General features: G+C 63.8%; 12 protein-coding genes and 1 tRNA gene. 5 read left to right on the top strand and 8 right to left on the bottom strand.

Annotated elements, in window-relative coordinates; genetic code table 11:
- Window positions 1–3: 3 nt before the first annotated feature.
- Together Q0K62_RS05565 and Q0K62_RS05560 are read right to left on the bottom strand one after the other, a co-directional pair.
- Window positions 4–80, bottom strand: a tRNA-Arg gene (locus Q0K62_RS05565).
- 108 nt (window positions 81–188) lie between these two features.
- Complete coding sequence (locus tag Q0K62_RS05560; protein ID WP_297316990.1) at window positions 189–2,138, bottom strand: 1-deoxy-D-xylulose-5-phosphate synthase; 1,950 nt, start codon at window positions 2,136–2,138, stop codon at window positions 189–191.
- Window positions 2,139–2,392: 254 nt separating this feature from the next.
- Between Q0K62_RS05560 and purE the strand changes: the two genes are divergently transcribed.
- From purE to Q0K62_RS05545, 3 genes are all read left to right on the top strand, one after another.
- Window positions 2,393–2,899: a 5-(carboxyamino)imidazole ribonucleotide mutase gene (gene purE, locus Q0K62_RS05555; protein WP_297316989.1), complete on the top strand. Its 507-nt coding sequence runs from the start codon at window positions 2,393–2,395 to the stop codon at window positions 2,897–2,899.
- Window positions 2,883–4,064, top strand: a complete 1,182-nt coding sequence (gene purK, locus Q0K62_RS05550) for a 5-(carboxyamino)imidazole ribonucleotide synthase (RefSeq protein WP_297316988.1) — start codon at window positions 2,883–2,885, stop codon at window positions 4,062–4,064. The genes purE and purK overlap by 17 nt, the downstream gene beginning before the upstream one ends.
- Window positions 4,065–4,131: 67 nt before the next feature.
- Window positions 4,132–4,539 (top strand): Fur family transcriptional regulator, encoded by a 408-nt coding sequence (locus tag Q0K62_RS05545; RefSeq protein ID WP_297316987.1) that lies wholly within the window; start codon window positions 4,132–4,134, stop codon window positions 4,537–4,539.
- A 9-nt stretch (window positions 4,540–4,548) separates the two neighbouring features.
- On the opposite strand, the gene Q0K62_RS05540 is transcribed toward Q0K62_RS05545, so the two are convergent.
- A complete protein-coding gene (locus tag Q0K62_RS05540) occupies window positions 4,549–7,242 on the bottom strand; it encodes a phosphatidylglycerol lysyltransferase domain-containing protein (protein WP_297316986.1) in 2,694 nt (897 codons plus the stop codon).
- A gap of 67 nt (window positions 7,243–7,309) precedes the next feature.
- Window positions 7,310–8,698, bottom strand: a complete 1,389-nt coding sequence (locus tag Q0K62_RS05535) for an alpha/beta hydrolase-fold protein (protein ID WP_297316985.1) — start codon at window positions 8,696–8,698, stop codon at window positions 7,310–7,312.
- 330 nt (window positions 8,699–9,028) lie between these two features.
- Here Q0K62_RS05535 and Q0K62_RS05530 point away from each other — a divergent pair, with 330 nt between their 5' ends.
- Both Q0K62_RS05530 and Q0K62_RS05525 read left to right on the top strand, forming a co-directional pair.
- Window positions 9,029–9,937, top strand: a complete 909-nt coding sequence (locus Q0K62_RS05530; RefSeq protein WP_297316984.1) for a zinc ABC transporter substrate-binding protein — start codon at window positions 9,029–9,031, stop codon at window positions 9,935–9,937.
- A 154-nt stretch (window positions 9,938–10,091) separates the two neighbouring features.
- Window positions 10,092–12,302 carry an LTA synthase family protein gene (locus tag Q0K62_RS05525; protein WP_297316983.1) on the top strand — a complete coding sequence of 737 codons (2,211 nt, stop codon included), beginning with the start codon at window positions 10,092–10,094 and terminating at the stop codon, window positions 12,300–12,302.
- A gap of 81 nt (window positions 12,303–12,383) precedes the next feature.
- Here the strand turns inward: Q0K62_RS05525 and purD are convergent, their stop codons facing one another.
- Genes purD through Q0K62_RS05505 form a run of 4 tightly spaced genes read right to left on the bottom strand, consistent with a single transcriptional unit; the run spans window position 12,384 to window position 20,183 of the window.
- A complete protein-coding gene (purD, locus tag Q0K62_RS05520) occupies window positions 12,384–13,658 on the bottom strand; it encodes a phosphoribosylamine--glycine ligase (RefSeq protein ID WP_297316982.1) in 1,275 nt (424 codons plus the stop codon).
- A 27-nt stretch (window positions 13,659–13,685) separates the two neighbouring features.
- Window positions 13,686–14,726 carry a phosphoribosylformylglycinamidine cyclo-ligase gene (gene purM, locus Q0K62_RS05515; protein WP_297316981.1) on the bottom strand — a complete coding sequence of 347 codons (1,041 nt, stop codon included), beginning with the start codon at window positions 14,724–14,726 and terminating at the stop codon, window positions 13,686–13,688.
- Window positions 14,710–16,281 carry an amidophosphoribosyltransferase gene (gene purF / locus Q0K62_RS05510; protein WP_297316980.1) on the bottom strand — a complete coding sequence of 524 codons (1,572 nt, stop codon included), beginning with the start codon at window positions 16,279–16,281 and terminating at the stop codon, window positions 14,710–14,712. The genes purM and purF overlap by 17 nt, the downstream gene beginning before the upstream one ends.
- Before the next feature lie 53 nt (window positions 16,282–16,334).
- On the bottom strand, window positions 16,335–20,183 hold the full coding sequence (locus Q0K62_RS05505) for a phosphoribosylformylglycinamidine synthase (RefSeq protein WP_297316979.1): 3,849 nt from the start codon (window positions 20,181–20,183) through the stop codon (window positions 16,335–16,337).
- Between the last annotated feature and the right edge of the window lie 44 nt (window positions 20,184–20,227).

Raw genomic sequence — 20,227 nt, 5'->3', positions numbered from 1 at the left:
GGTTGGTGACCCCGGCGAGACTCGAACTCGCGACCTACAGATTAGAAGTCAGTTGCTCTATCCAGCTGAGCTACGGGGCCGAACTCCTATATTGTACTCACAGGGCCGGTCCAGCGAGTCACCGAGCGATGTCGTTGACTTGAGCCCGGAGGCTGCGGGGCGAGGCGTTGGACATACGCTGAAGAAATCTAGTTTTTGCCCTCGAGCGCGGACAGGATGGCAGTGGTCATATCCTCAGTCCTCAGACGGTACCGCTGGCTGAGATCCGTGAGTGGTACCCTGTCGTTGAATTCCTTGTCGGCTCCGAAGGTCAGGACCCGAGTGCTGTCGGATCCGAAGAAAGCCGCGATTCCCTGCCCCCAACCACCCGGGAGTTGACCGTCTTCCATGGTGACGATCAGGTTGTGGTCCTTGCCCAAGGTTTCCAGGGTGTCCTTATCGGGGTGGGAATATTGCCGTGGGTCCACAACCGTCGCATTGATGCCGGCCTGGGCCTGGAGGGAATCGGCCGCCTGGAATGCCAGGGGAAGCATGTCGCCCAGGCCCAGGAGAGCTACGGTACGGCCCTTTCTGACGATTCTATAGGACTCCCATGGGTCGGTCTGGTCGGGGGAGGCATCGGAAAGGCTGGACAGGGAAGTCGGCTGGGATTGGGGAGCGGTTGTGGATCCCACGGCCGATCCGGAATCCAGGTTGATTCTGGATCCCCCGGCGATTCTGGATTCCATGGTATCGGGCAGGCCGGCGGCACGTTCCGAGGCGAGGGTGCGCTCGCCGGGTACGCGGATGACGACAGGTCGACGGGCTGGTCCGGTGGCCCAGGCCAGCATCTGCAGGAAGTCGGCCCCGTTTCCGGGCGCCAGACAGGTCAGACCGGGGATGGAGTTCATCATGGCGATGTCGCTGACCCCGGAATGGGTGGCATCGGTTCCCGACAGTCCATTGGAGAAGGTCAGGAGGGTCACAGCGCTGCCGTTGATGGCCATTTCCTGTTCGATTTGGTCGTAGGCACGTTGGAAGAAGGTGGACGATGTGGCCACCACCGGGGTGCCTCCGGCCTTGGCAAGCCCTGCCGCAAAGGCCACGGCGTGCGATTCGGCTATGCCCACGTCCATGTAGTGGCGGCCGGCAAGCCGACGGAAATCAGGATCGATGCCGTTCGATAAGGGGGTGGCAGGGGATATGACCACCAGTCCGGGCTCCTGGGGGAAGCGGCTCTGAAGCGCCTGCATGGCCATTCTCCCGTAGACCTTGCGGGAATTGGGTGCCTTGCCGTTGGATGCAATGCCGTTCTGCCAGTGGTTGGCCTCCACCCGTCCCTCGGCGGGGAGGGCCGGCAGGGTCGGTTCACCGGAACCGGTCCCGGTTTCCTCGCCCCTTCCCTGGCCGAGTCCCAGTCCCTTGCGGGTATGGATGTGGACCACCACCGGGTGGTCGGTGTCCTTCACCTCCGCGAAGGTCCGCACCAGCGGCTCGATCGAGTTGCCCTCCTCCACATAGCGGTAATCCAGCCCCAGGTCGCGGAAGGGGTTCTGGTCGGATCGGCCGCCGGTCTCCCTGAGCCCAGCCAGGGTCCGATAGAGCCCGCCATGGTTTTCGGCGATGGACATTTCGTTGTCATTGACGACGATAATCAGGTTGCCGCCCTGCTCGGCCGCCCAATCCAGCCCTTCGAAGGCCGGTCCGCTGCTCAGGGCACCGTCGCCTATCAGGGCGATGACGTTGCCGGTGCCGCCGGTCAGGTCGCGTGTCCTGGCCAACCCGCAGGCCAAGGAGATCGAGGTGCCGGTGTGCCCGAGGACGAAGTCGTCGTACGCGCTTTCCTTGGGGGAGGTGAAACCGGACACCTTCCCGAAGTGCTCCGGGTCGGAGAAAGCCAGCCGCCGTCCGGTCAGGATCTTGTGGGTGTAGGCCTGATGGGAAACGTCGAAAACCAAATGGTCATGGGGCAGGTCGAAGACCCGGTGGATGGCGATGGTGGCTTCCACGACGGCCAGGTTCGAGCCGAGATGCCCCCCGTACCGCCTGCAGAATCGGATCAGGAGGGTACGGATTTCCTGTGCCAGGCGGTCCAACTCATCCTCGGTCAGACCTTTCAGGTCCTGAGGGGAGTCGATTCGATCGAGAAGTGTACCCATGCCCGTCCGTTTTCCGTCCTTCCGGTCTGTGGATCATGACCATACGTGTGGCAACGATTCTATCGGCTGGCCGATACGGTGATATCGAGAGCACCATTTGTTCACGATGCCTGGCCCTAACATCCATCAGACTGACACGATTCGGATGCCCAGGGTTCCAGGAATTTACAATCGGCACGGTTTCGACCGGTTTCCCGTCCGGGAATCTCTGCGGGGCTGGGTACTATCGGGAGTGCCAAGCGAGGGAGGTCCAAATGGTTGACAAGGTCAGCGAAAAGCCCCTGGTTGCAGTTGTTATGGGGTCGTCCAGCGATTGGGAGACGATGCGGGAATCCTGCATGATCCTGGACGAGTTCCATGTTCCCTACCTGAAGCAGGTTATTTCGGCGCATCGGACTCCCGGCCTCATGGCCGACTTCGCCCATGAGGCCAGGTCCAGGGGCATCATGGTCATCATCGCCGGGGCCGGAGGGGCCGCCCACCTGCCTGGCATGCTCGCCGCCCAGACCACCCTTCCGGTCATCGGTGTACCTGTCCGCTCCCACGCCCTGAGCGGCGTGGACTCGCTGCTTTCCATCGTCCAGATGCCCTCCGGCATCCCCGTGGCCACGACGGCCATCGGCAAGGCGGGTGCCGCCAATGCCGGTCTCCTGGCCGTTGGCATCCTGTCCACCACGGATCAGGGTCTGGCCAAGGCCCTGGAGGACTACCGTCAGGATCTGGCCAAGAAGGTCGAGGAATCCAATGCCGAGCTTGTCTGAGGAAACCGGGGGGCGCATCGACCACCTGGAGCCCGGTGCGGTCATCGGCATCGTCGGGGGTGGCCAACTGGGGAGGATGATGGCTCTGAGCGCCCGGTACCACGGGTTCAGAATCGGCGTATTGGACCCCACGCCGGACTGCCCGGTCGACCAGGTGGCCGATTTCCAGATCGTGGCCGACTACGATGACCAGGACGCCATCCGTCAGCTGGCGGAGCGCAGTGACGTGCTGACCTATGAGTTTGAAAATGTGGATGCCGATGCCCTGGACAAGGTCAGGGATCAGGTGGCCATACCCCAGGGGACGGATCTCCTGAGGACCACCCAGGACCGGGTCCATGAAAAGACCTTCATCAATAAACATGGTGCCGCCACGGCACGCTGGCGGCAGGTCGACGGAATGGACGATCTGGAGAAGGCCTTGGACGAACTCGGTTACCCGGCTGTGCTCAAGACCCGCACCGGCGGCTACGACGGTCACGGACAGGTGGTCCTGCGTTCGCAGGAGGACCTGGATCAGGTGGTTGAACGGACCAGGAGGGATGAGGCCGATGGCCAGGGATTCCCGCCATCGATTCTGGAGGGGTTCGTTGATTTTGCCTGTGAGGCCTCGATCCTGGTGACCGGCAACGGGGACCGGTACGTGGCCTTCCCGCTGGTCCGCAACGATCACCGTCACAACATCCTGCACATGACCCTGGCACCGGCAGGGGTCGGGCACGAGGTCGAGGAGGAGGCCAGGCAGCTGGCCCTGAGGCTGGCCGAGGGGTTCGAACTGGCCGGAACCCTGGCCATTGAGCTTTTCCTGATGCAGGACGGGAGCCTGGTGGTCAACGAACTGGCCCCACGCCCGCACAACTCCGGCCATTACACCATCGAGGCCTGTTCCATGGACCAGTTCGATGCCCATATCCGCGGCATCGCCGGATGGCCCCTGGACCAGCCCCGCCTCCTCAGCCCGGCCGTCATGGTCAACGTACTGGGCCAGCATGTGAAGCCGGTCTTGAAAGAGCTCACCGCCCACCCGGAGTGGAATCTGCACGACTACGGCAAGGCCGAGGTGCGGACCAACCGGAAGATGGGCCATCTGACCGTCCTGACCGATGACCCCCAGGCCACGGCCCGGGATCTGGAGGCCACCGGCTGCTGGGATGACTTGCGCTGAGCCGAAACACCTTACCCTCCTTGCCCCTGTGCTGTAGGGTGAAAGAGCTCAAGGAGGGTGCCGAACGATGACTGCCAGTGCTTCCAGGAAGACCAGACAGAAGGATGCCGTCTGGCAGGCCCTGCATGCACAGGATGATTTCGTCTCGGCCCAGGACCTGCACAAGGTCCTGAACGACTCGGGGTGCCGGATCGGTCTGGCCACCGTCTACCGTCGGCTCAACGCCCTCCACCTGTCGGGGAACCTGGATTGCATAGAGCATGGTGGGTTGCGCCTGTATCGGATCTGCACGGCCCAACGTCACCACCACCATCATCTGGTCTGTGAGTCCTGCGGAAGGACAATCGAGATCACGCCTCCGGATGATGGGTGGCTCCAGTCGGTGGCGAGTGCGCATGGGTTCACGGTCTCATCCCACACCCTTGAGGTATATGGTCTTTGCGGTGACTGCCAGGCAACCCAGACCGACGAATAAACGGGCCGCTCAGGTCTGGGGCTCACCTTTCCGGGAAGTCCGAGATTCACCTTCATGCTTATCGGGTTTCTTCGGGGTGTTTCCCGGTTCACCCCCATGGTCCCCGGCCTCCGGGCCCTGTTCCTTGGACTTCTCCTTGGAGGAGCCGCTGGGCATGATGGCCTTCAGGGCATCCAGTGCCTGGGAAGCCGTCAGGTTGGGCAGATAGGCCTGGACCACGGCCAGTCCGATCTGTACGAGCTGTGCGGGATCGGGGTAGCAGATGTAGACGGGGTGTTCGGTGGGTTGGAATTTCCTCTTGAAGAAGAAGAGGGAGCGGAACCCGTAGGCCGGCTCCATCAGATCGGCCACCATCTGCAGGGCGTGCTGGAGGAACTCGGTGTTGGCGGGGGTCTCGTCCTGGTCGGGGTCCATTCCGGCCAGGGGAGCGGCTGACAGACTCATGAAGTCGACGGTGCCCTGGTCGCGCAGACGTTCGGCCATGCGGGCGATCAGAAACTCCATGATCCCGTTGGGGCTGTCGGTCCGGTGCCGCATGAAGTCGAGGGTCCATCCGATGACCCGTCCCTGACGGTAGGTGGGCATCCAGCTGGTGACCCCCAGGACGGTCCCCCCGGCGTCGATTGCGTAGAGGATGATCATGCGGGGATCTCGCAGCTCGTCCAGACCACCCAGGGTGAACTTCATCTCGGGCAAGGCCTTGAGCTCGGCCCACTGTTCGGAGATGTCTACGATCTGGGACTGGACGTCCCAGGGTGCGTCGTTGAAGGTGGTCAGCACGTCGGTGATTCCGTCTCGCTTGGCCTTGTTGATGGCGGTGCGGATGTCCTGCCACTTCTTACCCCGGGTCTGCCACTGGCTGGGGGTGATGACCATCTCGGATCCCACCTTCAGGGTGGACCAGCCCCGGAGGGCCAGCTGGTCGCGCTGGGGCTTGTGGACGCTGTAGAAGACCGGCGACCAGGAGTGCTGGGAACAGTACCGGGTGAAATCATCGAGGTCGGTCATGAATTCATCAGAATCCCCGAAGGGGCCGGTGGTGGTCAGGGCGATGCCGTGCAGAACCCGGTAGGCGATCGCCGAACGTCCCGTGGGGGAGAACCAGTAGCTGTTCCCCTCCCAGGTGGTCATGAAGGACATGCTTTCACCACCCGACTGGACCAGGGTCCCGGCCCTGAGGTGCTCGCTTTCGTTCCGGATGACCGAGGAGCGCATCCAGTCGAGGAGGACCACCAGGAAGACCATCCAGAAGATGAAACCGACGGCATCGCTGACGATGACGCCCGTCAGGGTCCGGGGCACCATGGATGGGTGGAACCGGCCGGCGATCCCGTTGGGCAGGTAGAGCTCCGGCAGTTCGGACAGGATTGTGCTCATGGTGGCCGAGGGCCGGAAGGAGGTGGGGCTTGCCGAGGCGTAGAAGATGTATCCGGCCGCCGTGGCCACGAAACCGATCAGGATGGCCCCCCAGCCGATGCGCAGGCGGGAGGATATGGTGCGTACCAGGAAGATACGCATGTTATGGATGAGGAAGAGGCAGAAGATCAAGGGCGGCAGGGATATGACCAGGAGGGAGGGGATGGCTCCGTGTCGGATGGCACGCGTGAGACCGTCGCCGATGGTCATCGGGAAGACCAGGTAATAGAGCAGGGCGAGCACCACGGTCAGGCCGTTCAGGACCAGGCTTGCGGCAGCCGCCACCCTGCGGCCGTGATAGATGCCCCAGGAGATGGCCAGCATGACCAGGGTGGGCATGAGCAGGGTCAAGATGGCCCCGCCGACGGTGTGGCCGGGGGTGAACCCGTACTGGGCGTAACAGCTGGCCTTGTTGTTCCTGGCCAGGCAGCGGGCCAGACTGGCGCTGGTGGCGTGGTCAGGACTCAGGAACATGCCCAGGGGGGTGAAGAATCCCGCCTTGACCTTGGACGAGGCCGTGACCAGGGGGCCCAGGGCCAGGACCGTCGAGACGGCCCCAAGGAGGTGTCTGGTCTCATAGGATCCGCTCTTGCCCGTCAGGTTGGCATCCTTGACGGGGCCGTGCCAGATGCGGCCGACCAGATGGCCGATCAGGGCGGCACCCAAGGCGCAGTAGATGCCCGGGTTGCCGGTGTAGAGGACCAGGAGAATCAGGGACGTGTAGCCGACCAGGCCGATACGTCTGCGCCAGAGGAAGTCGCTGAAGGGAATGGAGGCCATCAGGGCGCCGATGACCAGGGTGATCGGGTTCAATGTCATGGGAATCCGCAGGAACCATGACCAGTGGTCCTGGAGGGTGTTGATGGCCGCGCAAATCAGCAGGCCGATGACCGCGCCGCCCACGGCGCTGAACAGGCAGGCCAGAACCGTTCTGCGCTTGCCGAGACGGGTTTCGGCGATGCAAAGCACGACCAGGACCAGGAGGGAGTCGACGATCAGCTGCATGGGTCCGCTCGTGATGAAGAGCGTGACCAGGAGTCTGGCGAACTGAAGGGGGAGATCCGGTTCATGCGACCCGGGCAGGGGGGCCGTGTTCTTATGGGTGATCAGGTCGGCCAAGGGGGTACCGATCCTGTTCGTCCGGGGCAGGCGCAGGAACCAGATGATCAGCCACGAGAAGAGGTTGACCGCCACCAGGACCAGGGTGAAGCTGATTGCCAGGACATGTCGTTGCAACCACCGGACCAGGTCCTGGGCCAGAGCGGCCCGGGCTGACTTCTCCATCATGTTCGGGCCCTTTTGCATTGTTTCCATGTTCGCTTCGATTCCTGTTGTTGTCGGTGGTCGGGAGGAATCACCGTACTTGAAGTCGGGTGATGTTGGGATGGTCTTCTATTGCCCGGTCCATGGGGCCCAACCCCATACGTTCCCCCAGCCATTCCAATCCGGGTTTCCAGGCTGTCCTGACCGTGTGCCAGTCATGCCCGGAACCTTGGGCCACCACAACTTCGACCGTCATTCCTGCGCTCTTGGCGGCCTTGGCGATGGCCATCATGTTCTTCTGGGAGTGGGGATCCATGGAGCCTGCGGCCGTGAAGAGGGCCTGCCCGGAGGGTGCCTTGGCGGCGATGGCCCGGGTGGGGACCTGGGCCAGGAACTTGGCACGGTCACCGCCGAAGTAGTCCTTGATCATCTGGTCCTGATTGCCCTGTGTGGGTTCCAATTCCCCGTCGGCGGGGAGCATGTTTCCGTAGATTCTTGGATGGCGTGGGCCCAGCTGGGTGGAGCAGGTGCCGCCTTGGGAGAATCCGCCGATGGCCCACATGGAAGGCTGTGCCGCCACGGGAAGGTGTTGCCGAATCCAGGCAGGCACGTCTCTGCTGAGGTAGGTTTCTGCATTCCCGTAGACAGGTGAATCCACGCATAGGGTGTTGTGGGTGGAGGAACCGTTCTGGTCCGGGGAGACGACGATCGGAGCCAGGCCATTGTGGCGGGCGGCGTAGGAGTCCATCAGGTCCTGGATGCCACCGGCCGTGAAGAGCCGGTCCGGGCTGCCGGGCTGGCCGGCCAGGAGCACGAAGACCGGGAGTGCCGGCGGCTTGGTGCTCAGGGCGGCCGGTGGAAGGTAGATGTCGGCGGGACGGGCGTGGAAGTTCGATTCCGTGCCCACGATTCTGGTCGTATAGGTCCGCCCCTGGGCAGGATGACTGGGGGTCCTCCCCTCACTGGAAAGGTTCCGCCATTCCTCCACCGACATGGTGGCCCGTTCGGGGGGTGTCCTGGTCAGGTTCGGATAGATGGGCACGCTGAAGATGGACCCGACCGTCGTGAACTCGCCGTAGATGATGTCGATGCGCAGGGCGGTGGAGAGCACCGTGAGAAGGATGGCGAGGGCGGCCAGGACCCTCCGCCAACCATGGTTGTGGATCAGGGCCATGACCGAGAATCCGGCGGCCAGGAAACCCAGGCCCACGGCCAGGATGACCATCCAGCCCAGGGAGACTCCGAAGACCATGAAGACGTCCGAGAGGAGCCAGGCCAGGAGGAGACCGACGGCACCGCAGATGATTCCCATCCCCACTTGGCGGAGCAGGTCCTTGAAGCGACGGTCCAGGAGTGCAATGACGACCAGGACCACCAGGGCCAGGGCGGTCAAGGCGAACAGGGCGATGGGCAGCCCCCCTGATGTCAGACGAATCTGAGCCAACCACTTGAGCATAGGATCCTTCCATACGGATTTCATCCGGGGCGGTGGGGGAGCATCCGTGATGGATGGAATTCCCTCGCCGCCAACAGTGACTGCTTATTCTCGTGTACCCTACAGGCTGTTTCGTTTTTGCAAACCTCAATACTATCCAATCCTCCCAACAGGAGATGCCTCTTCTGAACCTGATCGAATCGAAAGGCGGTGCCAGTCCGGGGTTCCGGCGTGTCGGTGCCTATCATCCGACCCGTGAAGGTGGGAGCGGCGCAGGTGACTGTCCATGGGATGGACGATGCTGACCTTATTGATAATCAATCTCAGTAAAGACGTCCGGAAGCATCAGGTCCGGAGAAGGAGTTCCACGGAATCATGCCCAAACGCAGTCTGTCGTCATCCCTCCCTGCCATCATTTCGGCCCTGGTCTGCCTGGTCCTTCTGGCCACCTCGGCCGGGTGTGGCGCTTCCAAGCAGGATGGGTCGGAATCGGGGCCGATCTCCGTGGTCACCAGCATCAACCAGTGGTCCTCCCTGGCCACGCGGCTGGGTGGAGACCAGGTCGAGGTGAAGACGGTCCTTCGGAACACCTCCACAGATGCCCACGACTATGAACCCACCACGGCGGATATAGCCATGATCAGCAAGGCCGACCTGGTCATCGTCAACGGAGCCGGAGTGGACGAATGGGCCGCCAAGGCCGCCCAGACCAATGGTGTTGAGCTGGTCGACCTGGCCGCCCGATCTGGGCACCGGACCGGCGATAATCCGCACATCTGGTTCTCGTCACAGACCAGGTCCTCTGCCGCCAAGGCCCTCACCCAGACCTACAAGAAGCTGCGACCCCGGGAAGCTGACCGGTTCGACCGGCTCAACCAGGCCTGGAACCGGGATCAGACCAGGCTCAACGAGCGGATCGCCAAGGTGAAGGAGAGTACCCGGGGCAAGCGGTTCGCCGCCACCGAATCCGTGGCCAGCTACCTGACCGAGGACCTGGGCATGGAGGATCTGACACCCCAGGGGTACCTTCGTGCCGTGGCCAACGAGAGCGAGCCCTCTCCCGATGACATCCGTCGGTTCCGGGAACTCCTCAGGGAGGCCAAGGTGGACCTGCTCGTCTACAACACCCAGGAGGCCAACAGCCTCACCGACCAAATCACCGGAACGGCCAGGACCTCCAAGGTCCCCATCGTCCAGATCAGTGAGCAGATGCCCTCCAAGTACAACAGCCTGGAGGATTGGATCGATGCACTGATCAAGGAATTCGCCACGGCGGCCGGCTGATCCCTCATGTCCTGGTCGGTCGGCGGCAATGGGTGATGCCGGTTTTCGCCTCTGGATTGTCTGGTCGGCTGTGAAGACTTGCACTGGTATGGTGTTCTCGATGGTTTCCCCATCTCGCAGAATTTGAAATGTATATCTGAGGTCAGGAGTTTTCGTGAGTGAAACAGATGCCGGTCCTGAGTCCGCCCAAGGGTCTCGGACCGGGCAGGAGCGTACACATTCGAGGTTGGGGGGCTTGAAGGACCGCTTCTCACCGAAGTGGTGGGTCTACGCACTGATTTTCATCTGCATGGATTTCGTTTTGGTGGGCATCCTGCAATGGGGGGTCTCCCTGGCCAGTTCCCGGGTGGAGCTCTCCAACCCCCTGATCGGGTTCTGGGGGTTCATCTCGGCCATGTGGACCGCCCAACGCTTCGTTCTTATCCTCAACATGCTGGCCATCGGCCTGGTCTACGCCGCCATGATCTTCATGACCAACCGGTTCTGGATCTCCTCCGGTCTCATGCTGGCCGCGGTCACCGTCATTGCGATCATCGAGCGGTTCAAGGTGCAATCCAGATACGAGACCGTGCTTCCCTCAGACCTGAACTTCCTTCAAGCCGATGCGGGCAGCCTGGTCTCCTTCATTCCCTCCGGGGCCCTGACCATGATCCTGTTCGGTCTGGTGGCCCTGGTCCTGCTGGTTCTGGTCTGCTGGCTGCTGACCCGGATGGACTCCAAACGTGGCCGTTGGGTCCGCACAGGCAACAAGCCCCTGGGGGCCTCGATCCGGCTGGTCGGTGTTCTGGTTCCCGCCCTGGTGGTGGCCGTCTTCATGTCGACGGTCGGCACCTATGGCAGCCCCGCCTACCATGTCTCCCAGTGGATGGGTGACATGCCCTCCATGTGGGATTCGGTCTATGACGCCCAACGCAACGGGGTCTTCGTCTCCTTCTCCCGGCAGCTCAAGCCCAAGGTCATGGAGATGCCGGCCGGCTACAGCCAGGCCACCATGAAGTCCCTGGCCAAACGTTACGGGTCGGAGGCGGAGAAGATCAACCGGGACAGGTCGGCCTACACCGACGAGTCCACCCTGGTCTACATTCTTTCCGAGTCCTACTCTGACCCGACCAGGGTGCCCGGTGTCCGCCTGAACGAGGATCCCATGCCCAACATCCGGCAGATCAAGGAGGAGACCACCAGCGGTCTCATGCTCTCCTCGGGGTATGGCGGGGGTACGGCCAACCTGGAGTTCCAGGCCATGACCGGCCTGAGCATGGCCAACTTCGATCCCTCGCTGACCTCGCCCTACCAGCAGGTGATCCCCCACCTGCAGTGGATTCCGACCGTCAACCGCGCCTGGCCCAAGCCCTCCCAGTCCCAGGCCTTCCACCCCTACGAGTCCTCCATGTACTCCCGGGCCGACAATTACAAGAAGTTCGGCTTCTCCCACTTCTACTCCCTGACAGGGCCTGACTACATCACCCATCAGGAGAGGATCGACCGGAGCCAGTATGCCTCGGACAAGGCCTCCTATGAAAGTGCCCTGGAGAAGATGGGTGATGATCAGGGCAACCAGTTCATCGAGATCATCACCATGCAGAACCACATGCCTTACACCGACTGGTACGACAATAACCAGTTCACGGTGGCCACCTCCGATCCCGACCGGCCCCTGGGTGAGGACGAGATGGATTCGATCAGGACCTATGCCAAGGGGGTCAGCCTGACCGACCAGGCCACCAAGGACTTCCTGGACTCCCTGGAACAGCAGAGGAAACCGGTGACCGTGGTCTTCTACGGGGATCACCTGCCCGGAATCTACGGTACGGCAAGCTGGGATAAGAAGAATTCCCTGGCCCTTCACCTGACCGACTACTTCATCTGGTCCAATGCGGCATCGACCTCCGCCGGTCGGCAGAACCCCAACAGCCGCTACACATCGCCCAACTTCTTCCAGGCCCAGGCGGCCGAGCACATGGACACCAAGGTTTCGCCCTATACGGCCTTCCTGACGCGTCTGCACGAGCGGATCTCCGCCCTGGAGCCCCCTGTGGCCAATCAGATACAGGGTTGGGACAGGATACCCGAGGGCCAGACCAACTACCTGGATGCCGATGGCAGGCCCATGGATGCCAGGAAATTCGACAAGAAGACCAGACAGCTCATGGAGGACTACCGGTTGATCCAGTATGACATCGTCGCCGGCAAGCAGTACCTCAAGAAGACTGGCTTCATGTCCACGCCCACCCGGAAGTCCGACGCCAGGGCCGCCAAGGCCAGGCAGGAGAAAGCGGCCAGGCGTGATGCCGCGGCCCAGGCCACCAAGCCGGGACTGGATGGGCACGAAGACCGGGAGGGGAAGAAATCCTCATCCGGCCAGTAGGATTCTCCTCCTGCACGCTTCAGGAGGAGCCGCCGATCCGATGGGGGCAGGCGGCTCCTGCCGCGTTCAGGGAGATCAGGCTCAGGTGGTTTCCAGAGCCTTGTGCCCGATGTCGTGACGGTAGAAGAGCCCGGTGGTGTCCAGACCGTCCAGGAGGGTGTAGATCCTCTCCTGGGCCATCCGGAGATCGGGGGCACCGGCCCGGACCACGGCGGTTCGACCCGAGGATGCGGTGAGTCCGTCCTGAACGGAGCCAGCCACCCCGGCATAGTAGGCCTGGAGGTCCTTTCCGGGCCCAATCAGGGGGACCCTGGCACCCTTCTCCGGGTAACCGGGGTAGCCGTCGGCCGCCAGGACCACGCAGATCTCGCTCCGGTCCTGACGCCAGGTGAAGTTCGGCTCCCCTCCATCCATCAGGGTCCTGATGCCTGCGGCCAGGTCGCTGGTCAGGAGGGGGAGGACCACCTCGGTCTCCGGGTCTCCCATCCTGGCGTTGAACTCGACCACCTTGGGGCCCTGGTCGGTGACCATGAGCCCCGCATAGAGGATGCCGGTGAAGGGCGTGCCCTCCTCGACCATGGCCCTGACCGTGGGTCTGACGATGGTCTCCAGGGCTGTGGCGGCCAGATCCGGTCCGAATTGGGGGAGGGGGCTGTAGGCGCCCATGCCCCCCGTGTTGGGGCCCTTGTCGCCGTCATAGGCGGGTTTATGGTCCTGGGCCAGGGGCATGGGCCAGACCCGGTCGCCACTGACGAAGCACATCAGGGAGCATTCCTGGCCGCTCATGTACTCCTCGATGACCACCCTGGCCCCGGCCTGGCCGAAGCGTCTGTCGACGAAGATCTGTTCCAGGGCCTCCAGGGCCTGGTCCAGACTCAGGGCCACGGTCACCCCCTTGCCGGCAGCCAGGCCGTCGGCCTTGATGACGATGGGTGCCCCGTGCGCCCGCACATGCTGCCGGGCCGATTCCAGGTTGTCGAAGGTGGCATAGGCGGCCGTTGGAATCCCATGCCGCCTCATCAGGGCTTTGGCGAAGTCCTTGGAGCCCTCGATCCGTGCGGCGGCCTTGGTGGGGCCGAAGGCGGGGATGCCGGCCGCGGTCAATTGGTCGACCAGGCCGTCGATCAGGGGCTGCTCTGGGCCGACAAAGACCCAATCAATGGTGTTTTGATGGACAAAATCCACCACTGCGGCCGGGTCGGCCGGGTTCAGATCGGCCAGGCGGATACCGTCCAGGACCATGCCCGGATTGCCCGGGGCGCAGAAGACCTCGTCCACGCTCCGCCCGGCCAGGAGGGTGGCACCGATGGTGTGCTCCCTGGCTCCGGAACCGATGACCAGAATCCTATCCGACATCTTCGTCTCCTTTTCAAGCTTGCTGCTTCAGTCGCCCCGGGTCAGGATGACCCGTTCGCCCCGGTCCTCGACCACCCGTCCGACCAGATGGAAGGCCTCATGCTCCTGGTCCAGCACGGACTTGACGGCATCCAGCCTGGCCGGGTCGACCACCAGGACCATGCCCACCCCCATGTTGAAGATGTTGTACATCTCCATGTGGTCCACCTGGCCGCACCGTTCGATCAGGTCGAAGATGGGCGGCACCTTCCAGGAGTCGATGTTGAACTCGGCCGCTGTACCCTGGGGCATGATCCGGGGGACCTTCTCCACGAATCCGCCTCCGGTGATGTGGGCGACGCCATGCAGGAGACCCCGGTCGAAGAGCGGCTTCAGGGCCGATACGTAGATCCGTGTGGGTTTGAGGAGCTCCTGGGACAGGGTCAGGCCGCCCAGTCCGTCAGGACGGACATCCAGGCTCAGTCCACCCTGGTCGAAGAGGGCCTTGCGGATCAGGGAGAATCCGTTCGAGTGGACCCCGGAGGAGGGCAGACCCACCAGGAGGTCCCCGGGCCGGATGGCGCTCCCGTCGATGATCCTCTCCTTTTCGACCACGCCGACCGTGAATCCGGCCAGGTCGTACTCGTCGGTCTGGTACATGTCGGGCATCTCGGCAGTTTCGCCCCCGACCAGGGCCGCCCCGGCCTGGACGCACCCGTCGGCCACCCCCTTGACCACCTCTTCCAGGAGGGCCGGGTCGTTGCGGCCGCAGGCGATGTAGTCCAGAAAGAAGAGGGGCTCGGCACCCTGGGCGATGATGTCGTTGACGCACATGGCCACGCAGTCGATGCCGATGGTGTCATGCCTCCCGGCGGCCTTGGCCACCATGAGCTTGGTACCCACCCCGTCGGTGCCCGAGACCAGGACCGGCTGGTGGTATCCCAGGGAGGAGAGGTCGAAGAGGCCGCCGAATCCGCCGATCTGGCCTGCACCTGGCCTGGCCGTCCTGGCGGTATGGGACTTGATCCGCTCGATCAGCTCATAGCCCGCCTCGACCTTGACGCCCGCCTGCTCATATGCTCCTGGCATGGTTCTGCTCTCCTGTCTTTCCGGAAGGACTCATGGACGTGGAAGTGTGGTTTGCGGCCCGGTGGTCCTTCCTCTCTGCCGGCATGGTCAGCCCGTAGGACCCCTTGGTCCTGGACAGGCCCTCCTTGTCCTGTTCGGTCAGGGAGGCCAGGAAGGATTCCTCGTAGTCATCCAGGTCGGTCGGATAGTCCCCGTTGAAGTAGGCCACGCAAAGGCCCTGGTAGGGGCCATCCTCGTGAAGGCCTATGGAGTCCACCAGCCCGTCCAGGCTCAGGTAGGCCAGGGAGTCCGCGCCGATGTAGTCCCTGATCTCGTCGATCGACTTCTTGGCGGCGATCAGTTCCGAGGTGCGCTGGATGTCGATTCCGTAATAGCAGGGGTAGCGCAGGGGAGGGGAGGCGATCCGCATGTGGACCTCGCTGGCCCCGGCCTCGCGCAGGAGCTGGACGATTCGGTGGGATGTGGTTCCCCGGACGATGGAGTCGTCGATGACGATGACCCGCTTGCCGGCCACGACGCCCCGGACGGCGGCCAGTTTCATCCGCACGCCCTGTTCGCGCAGTTCCTGGCTGGGCTGGATGAAGGTCCGGGCCACGTACTGGTTCTTGATCAGACCCATCTCGTTGGGCAGTCCCGAGGCCTCGGCGTACCCGGAGGCCGCGGAGAGGGATGAGTTGGGCACCCCGATGACCATATCGGCGTCGACCGGGGACTCCTGGGCCAGCCTGGCCCCCATCCGCTTCCTGGCCGAGTGGACGTTGACCCCGTAGATGTTGGAGTCGGGCCTGGCGAAGTAGATGAACTCCATGGAGCAGATGGCCAGCTGGGTGTGGTCGGTGTAGGACTCGATCCCGTAGCCTGAGTCGTCCACACGGACGATCTCCCCCGGGCGGATATCGCGGATCAGCCTGGCCCCGACCACGTCCAGGGCGCAGGTTTCGGAGGCCAGGACGTAGGCCCCGTTGCTCAGCTGACCCAGGGAGAGGGGGCGGAACCCGTTGGGGTCCAGGGCACCGATCATGGCATCCTCGGTCATCAGGAGGTAGGCGAAGCCGCCGTGCACCTGGGTCAGTGCCTCTTTCAGGGCCGCCATGAAGTCCTTGTGCCGGGACCGGCGGATCAGGTGCATGAGCACCTCGGTGTCGGAGTTGGATCGGAAGATGGCCCCCTCCTCCTCCAGTCGGGTCTTGAGGCTCTGGCAGTTGGTCAGGTTCCCGTTGTGGGCCAGGGCCAGGTCACCATCCCTGAAACGGAAGACGAAGGGCTGGATGTTGTCGATGGAGGCGGACCCGGCGGTGGCATAGCGTACATGGCCGATGGCCCTGTTCCCGGTCAGCTCCGAGATGCTGGCCTCGTCGGGGAAGACCCGGGTCAGGAGGCCCAGTCCCCGCCGCCCTATCAGGTGGCCCTGGTCGTTGGAGACGATGCCCGCCCCCTCCTGACCCCGGTGCTGGAGGGCATGCAGGCCGAAGTAGGTCAGCCTGGCCGCGTCCGGGTGGCCCCAGACACCGAAGATCCCGCATTCCTCGTGGATGTTTTCAAGCTCCAATGACATGGCTTGCATCCCTTTCAGGATTGGACATGGTTGCAACGGCTGCCGTTGAAGTGCTAGTCGGCAAAGTAGGTCACCCCCGAACGGAAGAGCGGCTGGAAGGACCTGTCGGGAATGTTCAGGTAGAGGTCGGGGCCGCTGCGTTCCGTATGGCCCATCTTGCCCAGGACCCTCCCGTCGGGGCTGGTGATGGCCTCGATGGCCAGGGAGGACCCGTTGGGGTTGACGTCCAGGTCCATCGAAGGCCGGCCCTCGGCATCCACGTACTGGGCCGCCACCTGGTCCTGTTCGACCAGGGTCTGCAGGGCGGCCTGATCGGCGACGAACCGCCCCTCGCCGTGGCTGATGGCCATGGTGTGGATGTCTCCCACATGGCAGGCGGAGAGCCAGGGGGAGCGGTTGGAGCTGATCCGTGTGCGGACCAGCCTGCTTTGATGACGGCCGATGGTGTTGTAGGTCAGGGTGGGGGCGGTGGGCTCCGTGGACACGATGTCGCCGTAGGGAACAAGCCCCAGCTTGATCAGGGCCTGGAATCCGTTGCAGATGCCCAGCATGAGGCCGTCCCTGTTCTTCAGGAGGTCTCGGACCGCATCCGCCACCCGGTCGGAACGGAGGAAGGATGCGATGAACTTGGCCGATCCGTCCGGCTCGTCTCCACCCGAGAAACCGCCGGGGAGCATGACGATCTGGCTGGACTTGATGGCTTCGGCCAGGGCACGGCTGCTTTCGGCCACGTCCTGCGGGGTCAGGTTCCTGATGACCAGGGTCTCCACCTGGGCCCCGGCCTCCTGGAAGGCCCGCTGGGAGTCATACTCGCAGTTGGTGCCGGGGAAGACCGGGATGACGACCCGGGGCCTGGCCGGGCTGCCCGGGACCGGACCGGTTGATGCCGGCCTGGCTCCAGTCCGGTCGGGGGCGTTCCCCTGGTCGACATCTGCTGTCAGCCTGCCGGTCGTGGTCTGGTCGGCATCCTCTTGCCGGTCGGCCTGACCGATGACTTCAAGACTCTCTCCCTTGCCCCGATAGGGGAAGATCTCCTCCAGACCCTGGGACCAGACCTCCTCCAGGTGTTCCAGATCCAGGTCCTCCTGGCCGCTGACCAGGTGGTAGCGTTCCTCAACCGTTCCCAGCCTGATCAGGGTGGCTCCCGCAGGGCATTCGGGTACCGGGGTATCCCGGCCCATTTCCAGGATGAAGCTGCCATATGACGGGCGGAAGAGGGAGTCCGAATCCATGGAGGAGTCCAACTTCACTCCCAGCCGGTTGCCCAGGCACATTTCGAAGAGGGACTGGGCCAGGCCCCCATATCCGGGCGTGGCCGCCGCTCGGACCAGACCTTTGCCTGTCAGGTCCTCAACCAGGTCCATGACGTCCCTGAGACCCTGGGCTCGGGGTAGGGGCCCATTCCCGGACAGGTCGGGGGTCAGGAGGTAGACCGGGTCGCCGGCCCGCTTGAATTCCGGCGAGACGGCCGATTGTGCCTTGCCCAGGCTGACCGCGAAGCTGATCAGGGTGGGGGGAACGTCCAGGTCCTCGAAGCTGCCGGACATGGAGTCCTTGCCTCCGATGGCCCCTACCCCCAGGTCCAGCTGGGCCTGGAGGGCACCCAGGACACCGGCCACCGGCAGACCCCAACGGTCCGGGTCCTGCCCTGGTTTGGGGTAGTACTCCTGGAGACTCAGGTAGGCCCGAGAGCGGCTGAAACCGGTCGCCACCAGCCTGGCCAGGCTCTCCACAACGGCCAGGTAGGCCCCTGCGTAGGGGTTGCACTGGCTGATGCAAGGGTTGAAGCCCCAGGCCATGGCCGAGGCTGTCGAGGTGGCCCCGTCCACCGGCAGCTTGGCCACCATGGCCTGGGCGGGTGTCAGCTGCCTGGCCCCGCCGAAGGGCATGAGGACCGTGGCGGCCCCGATGGTCGAGTCGAAGCGCTCGGCCAGGCCCTTGTTGGAGCAGACGTTGATGTCGGCCAGGAGCTCCTCGAAACGTGATTCCAGGGTTCCCTGGTGGTCCCAGGGGGTCCGGTAGGCAGAGCCGGCGGCGACATGGGCGCCGGCCTGATGGGGGGCGCCATTGGAACCCAGGAAATCCCTGGGGATGTCGACGATGGTCTTGGACCGCCAGGTCATGCGCAGGCTGGGTTCTTCGGTCACCTCGGCGATGACGGTGGCTTCCAGGTTCTCCTCTCCGGCGTACCTGATGAAGGTCCCGGCATCCTGGGCGTCCACGGCCACGGCCATGCGCTCCTGGCTTTCGGAGATGGCGATCTCCGTTCCGTTGAGCCCCTGGTACTTCAGGGGCACCCGGTCCAGGTCGATCCTGAGGCCGTCGGCCAGCTCGCCCACGGCCACGGCCACGCCGCCTGCACCGAAATCGTTGCAGCGCTTGATGAGACGGCAGGCATCCTTGCGGCGGAAGAGCCGTTGCAGTTTCCGTTCCTCGGGTGCATTGCCCTTCTGGACCTCGGCCCCGCACTGGTCCAGACTCTCGGCGTTCTGCGACTTGGAGGCCCCCGTGGCCCCGCCTATCCCGTCACGGCCGGTCCGTCCGCCGACCAGGATGACCAGGTCGCCAGGAGCGGGTTCCTCGCGGAGAACATGATCTGCCGGAGTGGCGGCCACGACCGCGCCGACCTCCATCCTCTTGGCCTGGTAACCGGGATGATAGAGTTCGTGAACCTGACCGGTGGCCAGGCCGATCTGGTTTCCGTAGGATGAATACCCCTCGGCCGCCGACTGGACGATGCGGCGCTGGGGGAGCTTGCCCGGCAGGGTCTGCTCGAGCGGGGTCCTGGGGTCGGCGGCCCCGGTCACCCTCATGGCCTGGTAGACGTAGCTGCGTCCGGACAGGGGGTCGCGGATGGCCCCGCCGATGCAGGTGGCGGCCCCTCCGAAGGGCTCAATCTCGGTGGGGTGGTTGTGGGTTTCGTTCTTGAAGAGGAAGAGCCAATCCTGGTCCTGGCCGTCCACGTCGACGGTGGTGCGCACCGTGCAGGCGTTGACCTCCTCGGACTCGTCCAGGTCCTGCAGGATTCCCTGATCCTTCAGGTAGCGGGCACCGATCGTGCCCATGTCCATCAGGCAGAGGCGGCGGTCCTGTCGACCCAGGTCCTTCCTGATCTCCAGATACCGGTCAAAGGCCTGCCGGACCACCCTGTCATCGATGTCGATCCTGGTCAGTTCGGTGCCGAAGGTGGTGTGGCGGCAATGGTCGGACCAGTAGGTGTCAATCACCTTGAGCTCCGTCAGGGTGGGGTCCCTGTCCTCCTGGCGGTAGTGGTCCCGGCAGAAGCGGATGTCGGCCAGGTCCATGGCCAGGTCCTGGCTGGCCATCAGGTCGCGCAGGGCCTGCTCATCCATGTCGCGGAAGCCCGTAAGGACCGGCACCTCACCCGGATGGCCCAGGTCCAGCTGCAGGGTCTGGGGCCTGTCCAGACCGGTCAGGCGGGATTCGACGGGATTGATGACATAATCCTGGATGGTCTCCACCTGTTCGTCACTGAGATCACCCTGGAGGACGTAGACGACGGCCGTGGCCACGGTGGGCCTTTGCCCCTGACCGATCAGCTGGATGCACTGGGCGGCCGAATCGGCCCGCTGGTCGAACTGGCCCGGCAGGGCTGAAACTGCGAAGACCCTGGGAGAATCGCCATGGGCGACCCCCTCAGGGTCTTCTGCGGCCAGCGCCCGATCCAGGGTTCTGGAGACCCGGTCGGTCTGCGGTTGGCTGAACACCGTGGGCAGACTCTCCTCGAATAGCTCCGGACTGATCCCTTCCAGGTCGTACCGGTTGATGAGACGGACGGACTGGAGTTGGGGTATGCCCAGGACGGTATGGATCTGTTCGGTCAGTTGGCGGGACTCCACGTCGAAGCCGGGTTGTTTTTCTGTATAGACACGGAAGACCAAGGAAGGCACCTCTCTGAGTGCGGTGATAGGTAGTCAGAAAGAAG

The organism is uncultured Bifidobacterium sp. (assembly GCF_945269915.1).
Taxonomy (GTDB): domain Bacteria; phylum Actinomycetota; class Actinomycetes; order Actinomycetales; family Bifidobacteriaceae; genus Bombiscardovia; species Bombiscardovia indica.
The sequence above is the reverse complement of the archived record's forward strand: the minus strand, read 5'-3'. Positions and strand labels throughout refer to the sequence as shown.

Excerpts from the sequence above, each read along its gene's own strand:
- Q0K62_RS05560 (WP_297316990.1), bottom strand. The coding sequence starts at position 2,138 with ATGGGTACACTTCTCGATCGAATCGACTCCCCTCAGGACCTGAAAGGT.
- purE (WP_297316989.1), top strand. The coding sequence starts at position 2,393 with ATGGTTGACAAGGTCAGCGAAAAGCCCCTGGTTGCAGTTGTTATGGGG.
- purK (WP_297316988.1), top strand. The coding sequence starts at position 2,883 with ATGCCGAGCTTGTCTGAGGAAACCGGGGGGCGCATCGACCACCTGGAG.
- Q0K62_RS05545 (WP_297316987.1), top strand. The coding sequence starts at position 4,132 with ATGACTGCCAGTGCTTCCAGGAAGACCAGACAGAAGGATGCCGTCTGG.
- Q0K62_RS05540 (WP_297316986.1), bottom strand. The coding sequence starts at position 7,242 with ATGATGGAGAAGTCAGCCCGGGCCGCTCTGGCCCAGGACCTGGTCCGG.
- Q0K62_RS05535 (WP_297316985.1), bottom strand. The coding sequence starts at position 8,698 with ATGAAATCCGTATGGAAGGATCCTATGCTCAAGTGGTTGGCTCAGATT.
- Q0K62_RS05530 (WP_297316984.1), top strand. The coding sequence starts at position 9,029 with ATGCCCAAACGCAGTCTGTCGTCATCCCTCCCTGCCATCATTTCGGCC.
- purD (WP_297316982.1), bottom strand. The coding sequence starts at position 13,658 with ATGTCGGATAGGATTCTGGTCATCGGTTCCGGAGCCAGGGAGCACACC.
- purM (WP_297316981.1), bottom strand. The coding sequence starts at position 14,726 with ATGCCAGGAGCATATGAGCAGGCGGGCGTCAAGGTCGAGGCGGGCTAT.
- purF (WP_297316980.1), bottom strand. The coding sequence starts at position 16,281 with ATGTCATTGGAGCTTGAAAACATCCACGAGGAATGCGGGATCTTCGGT.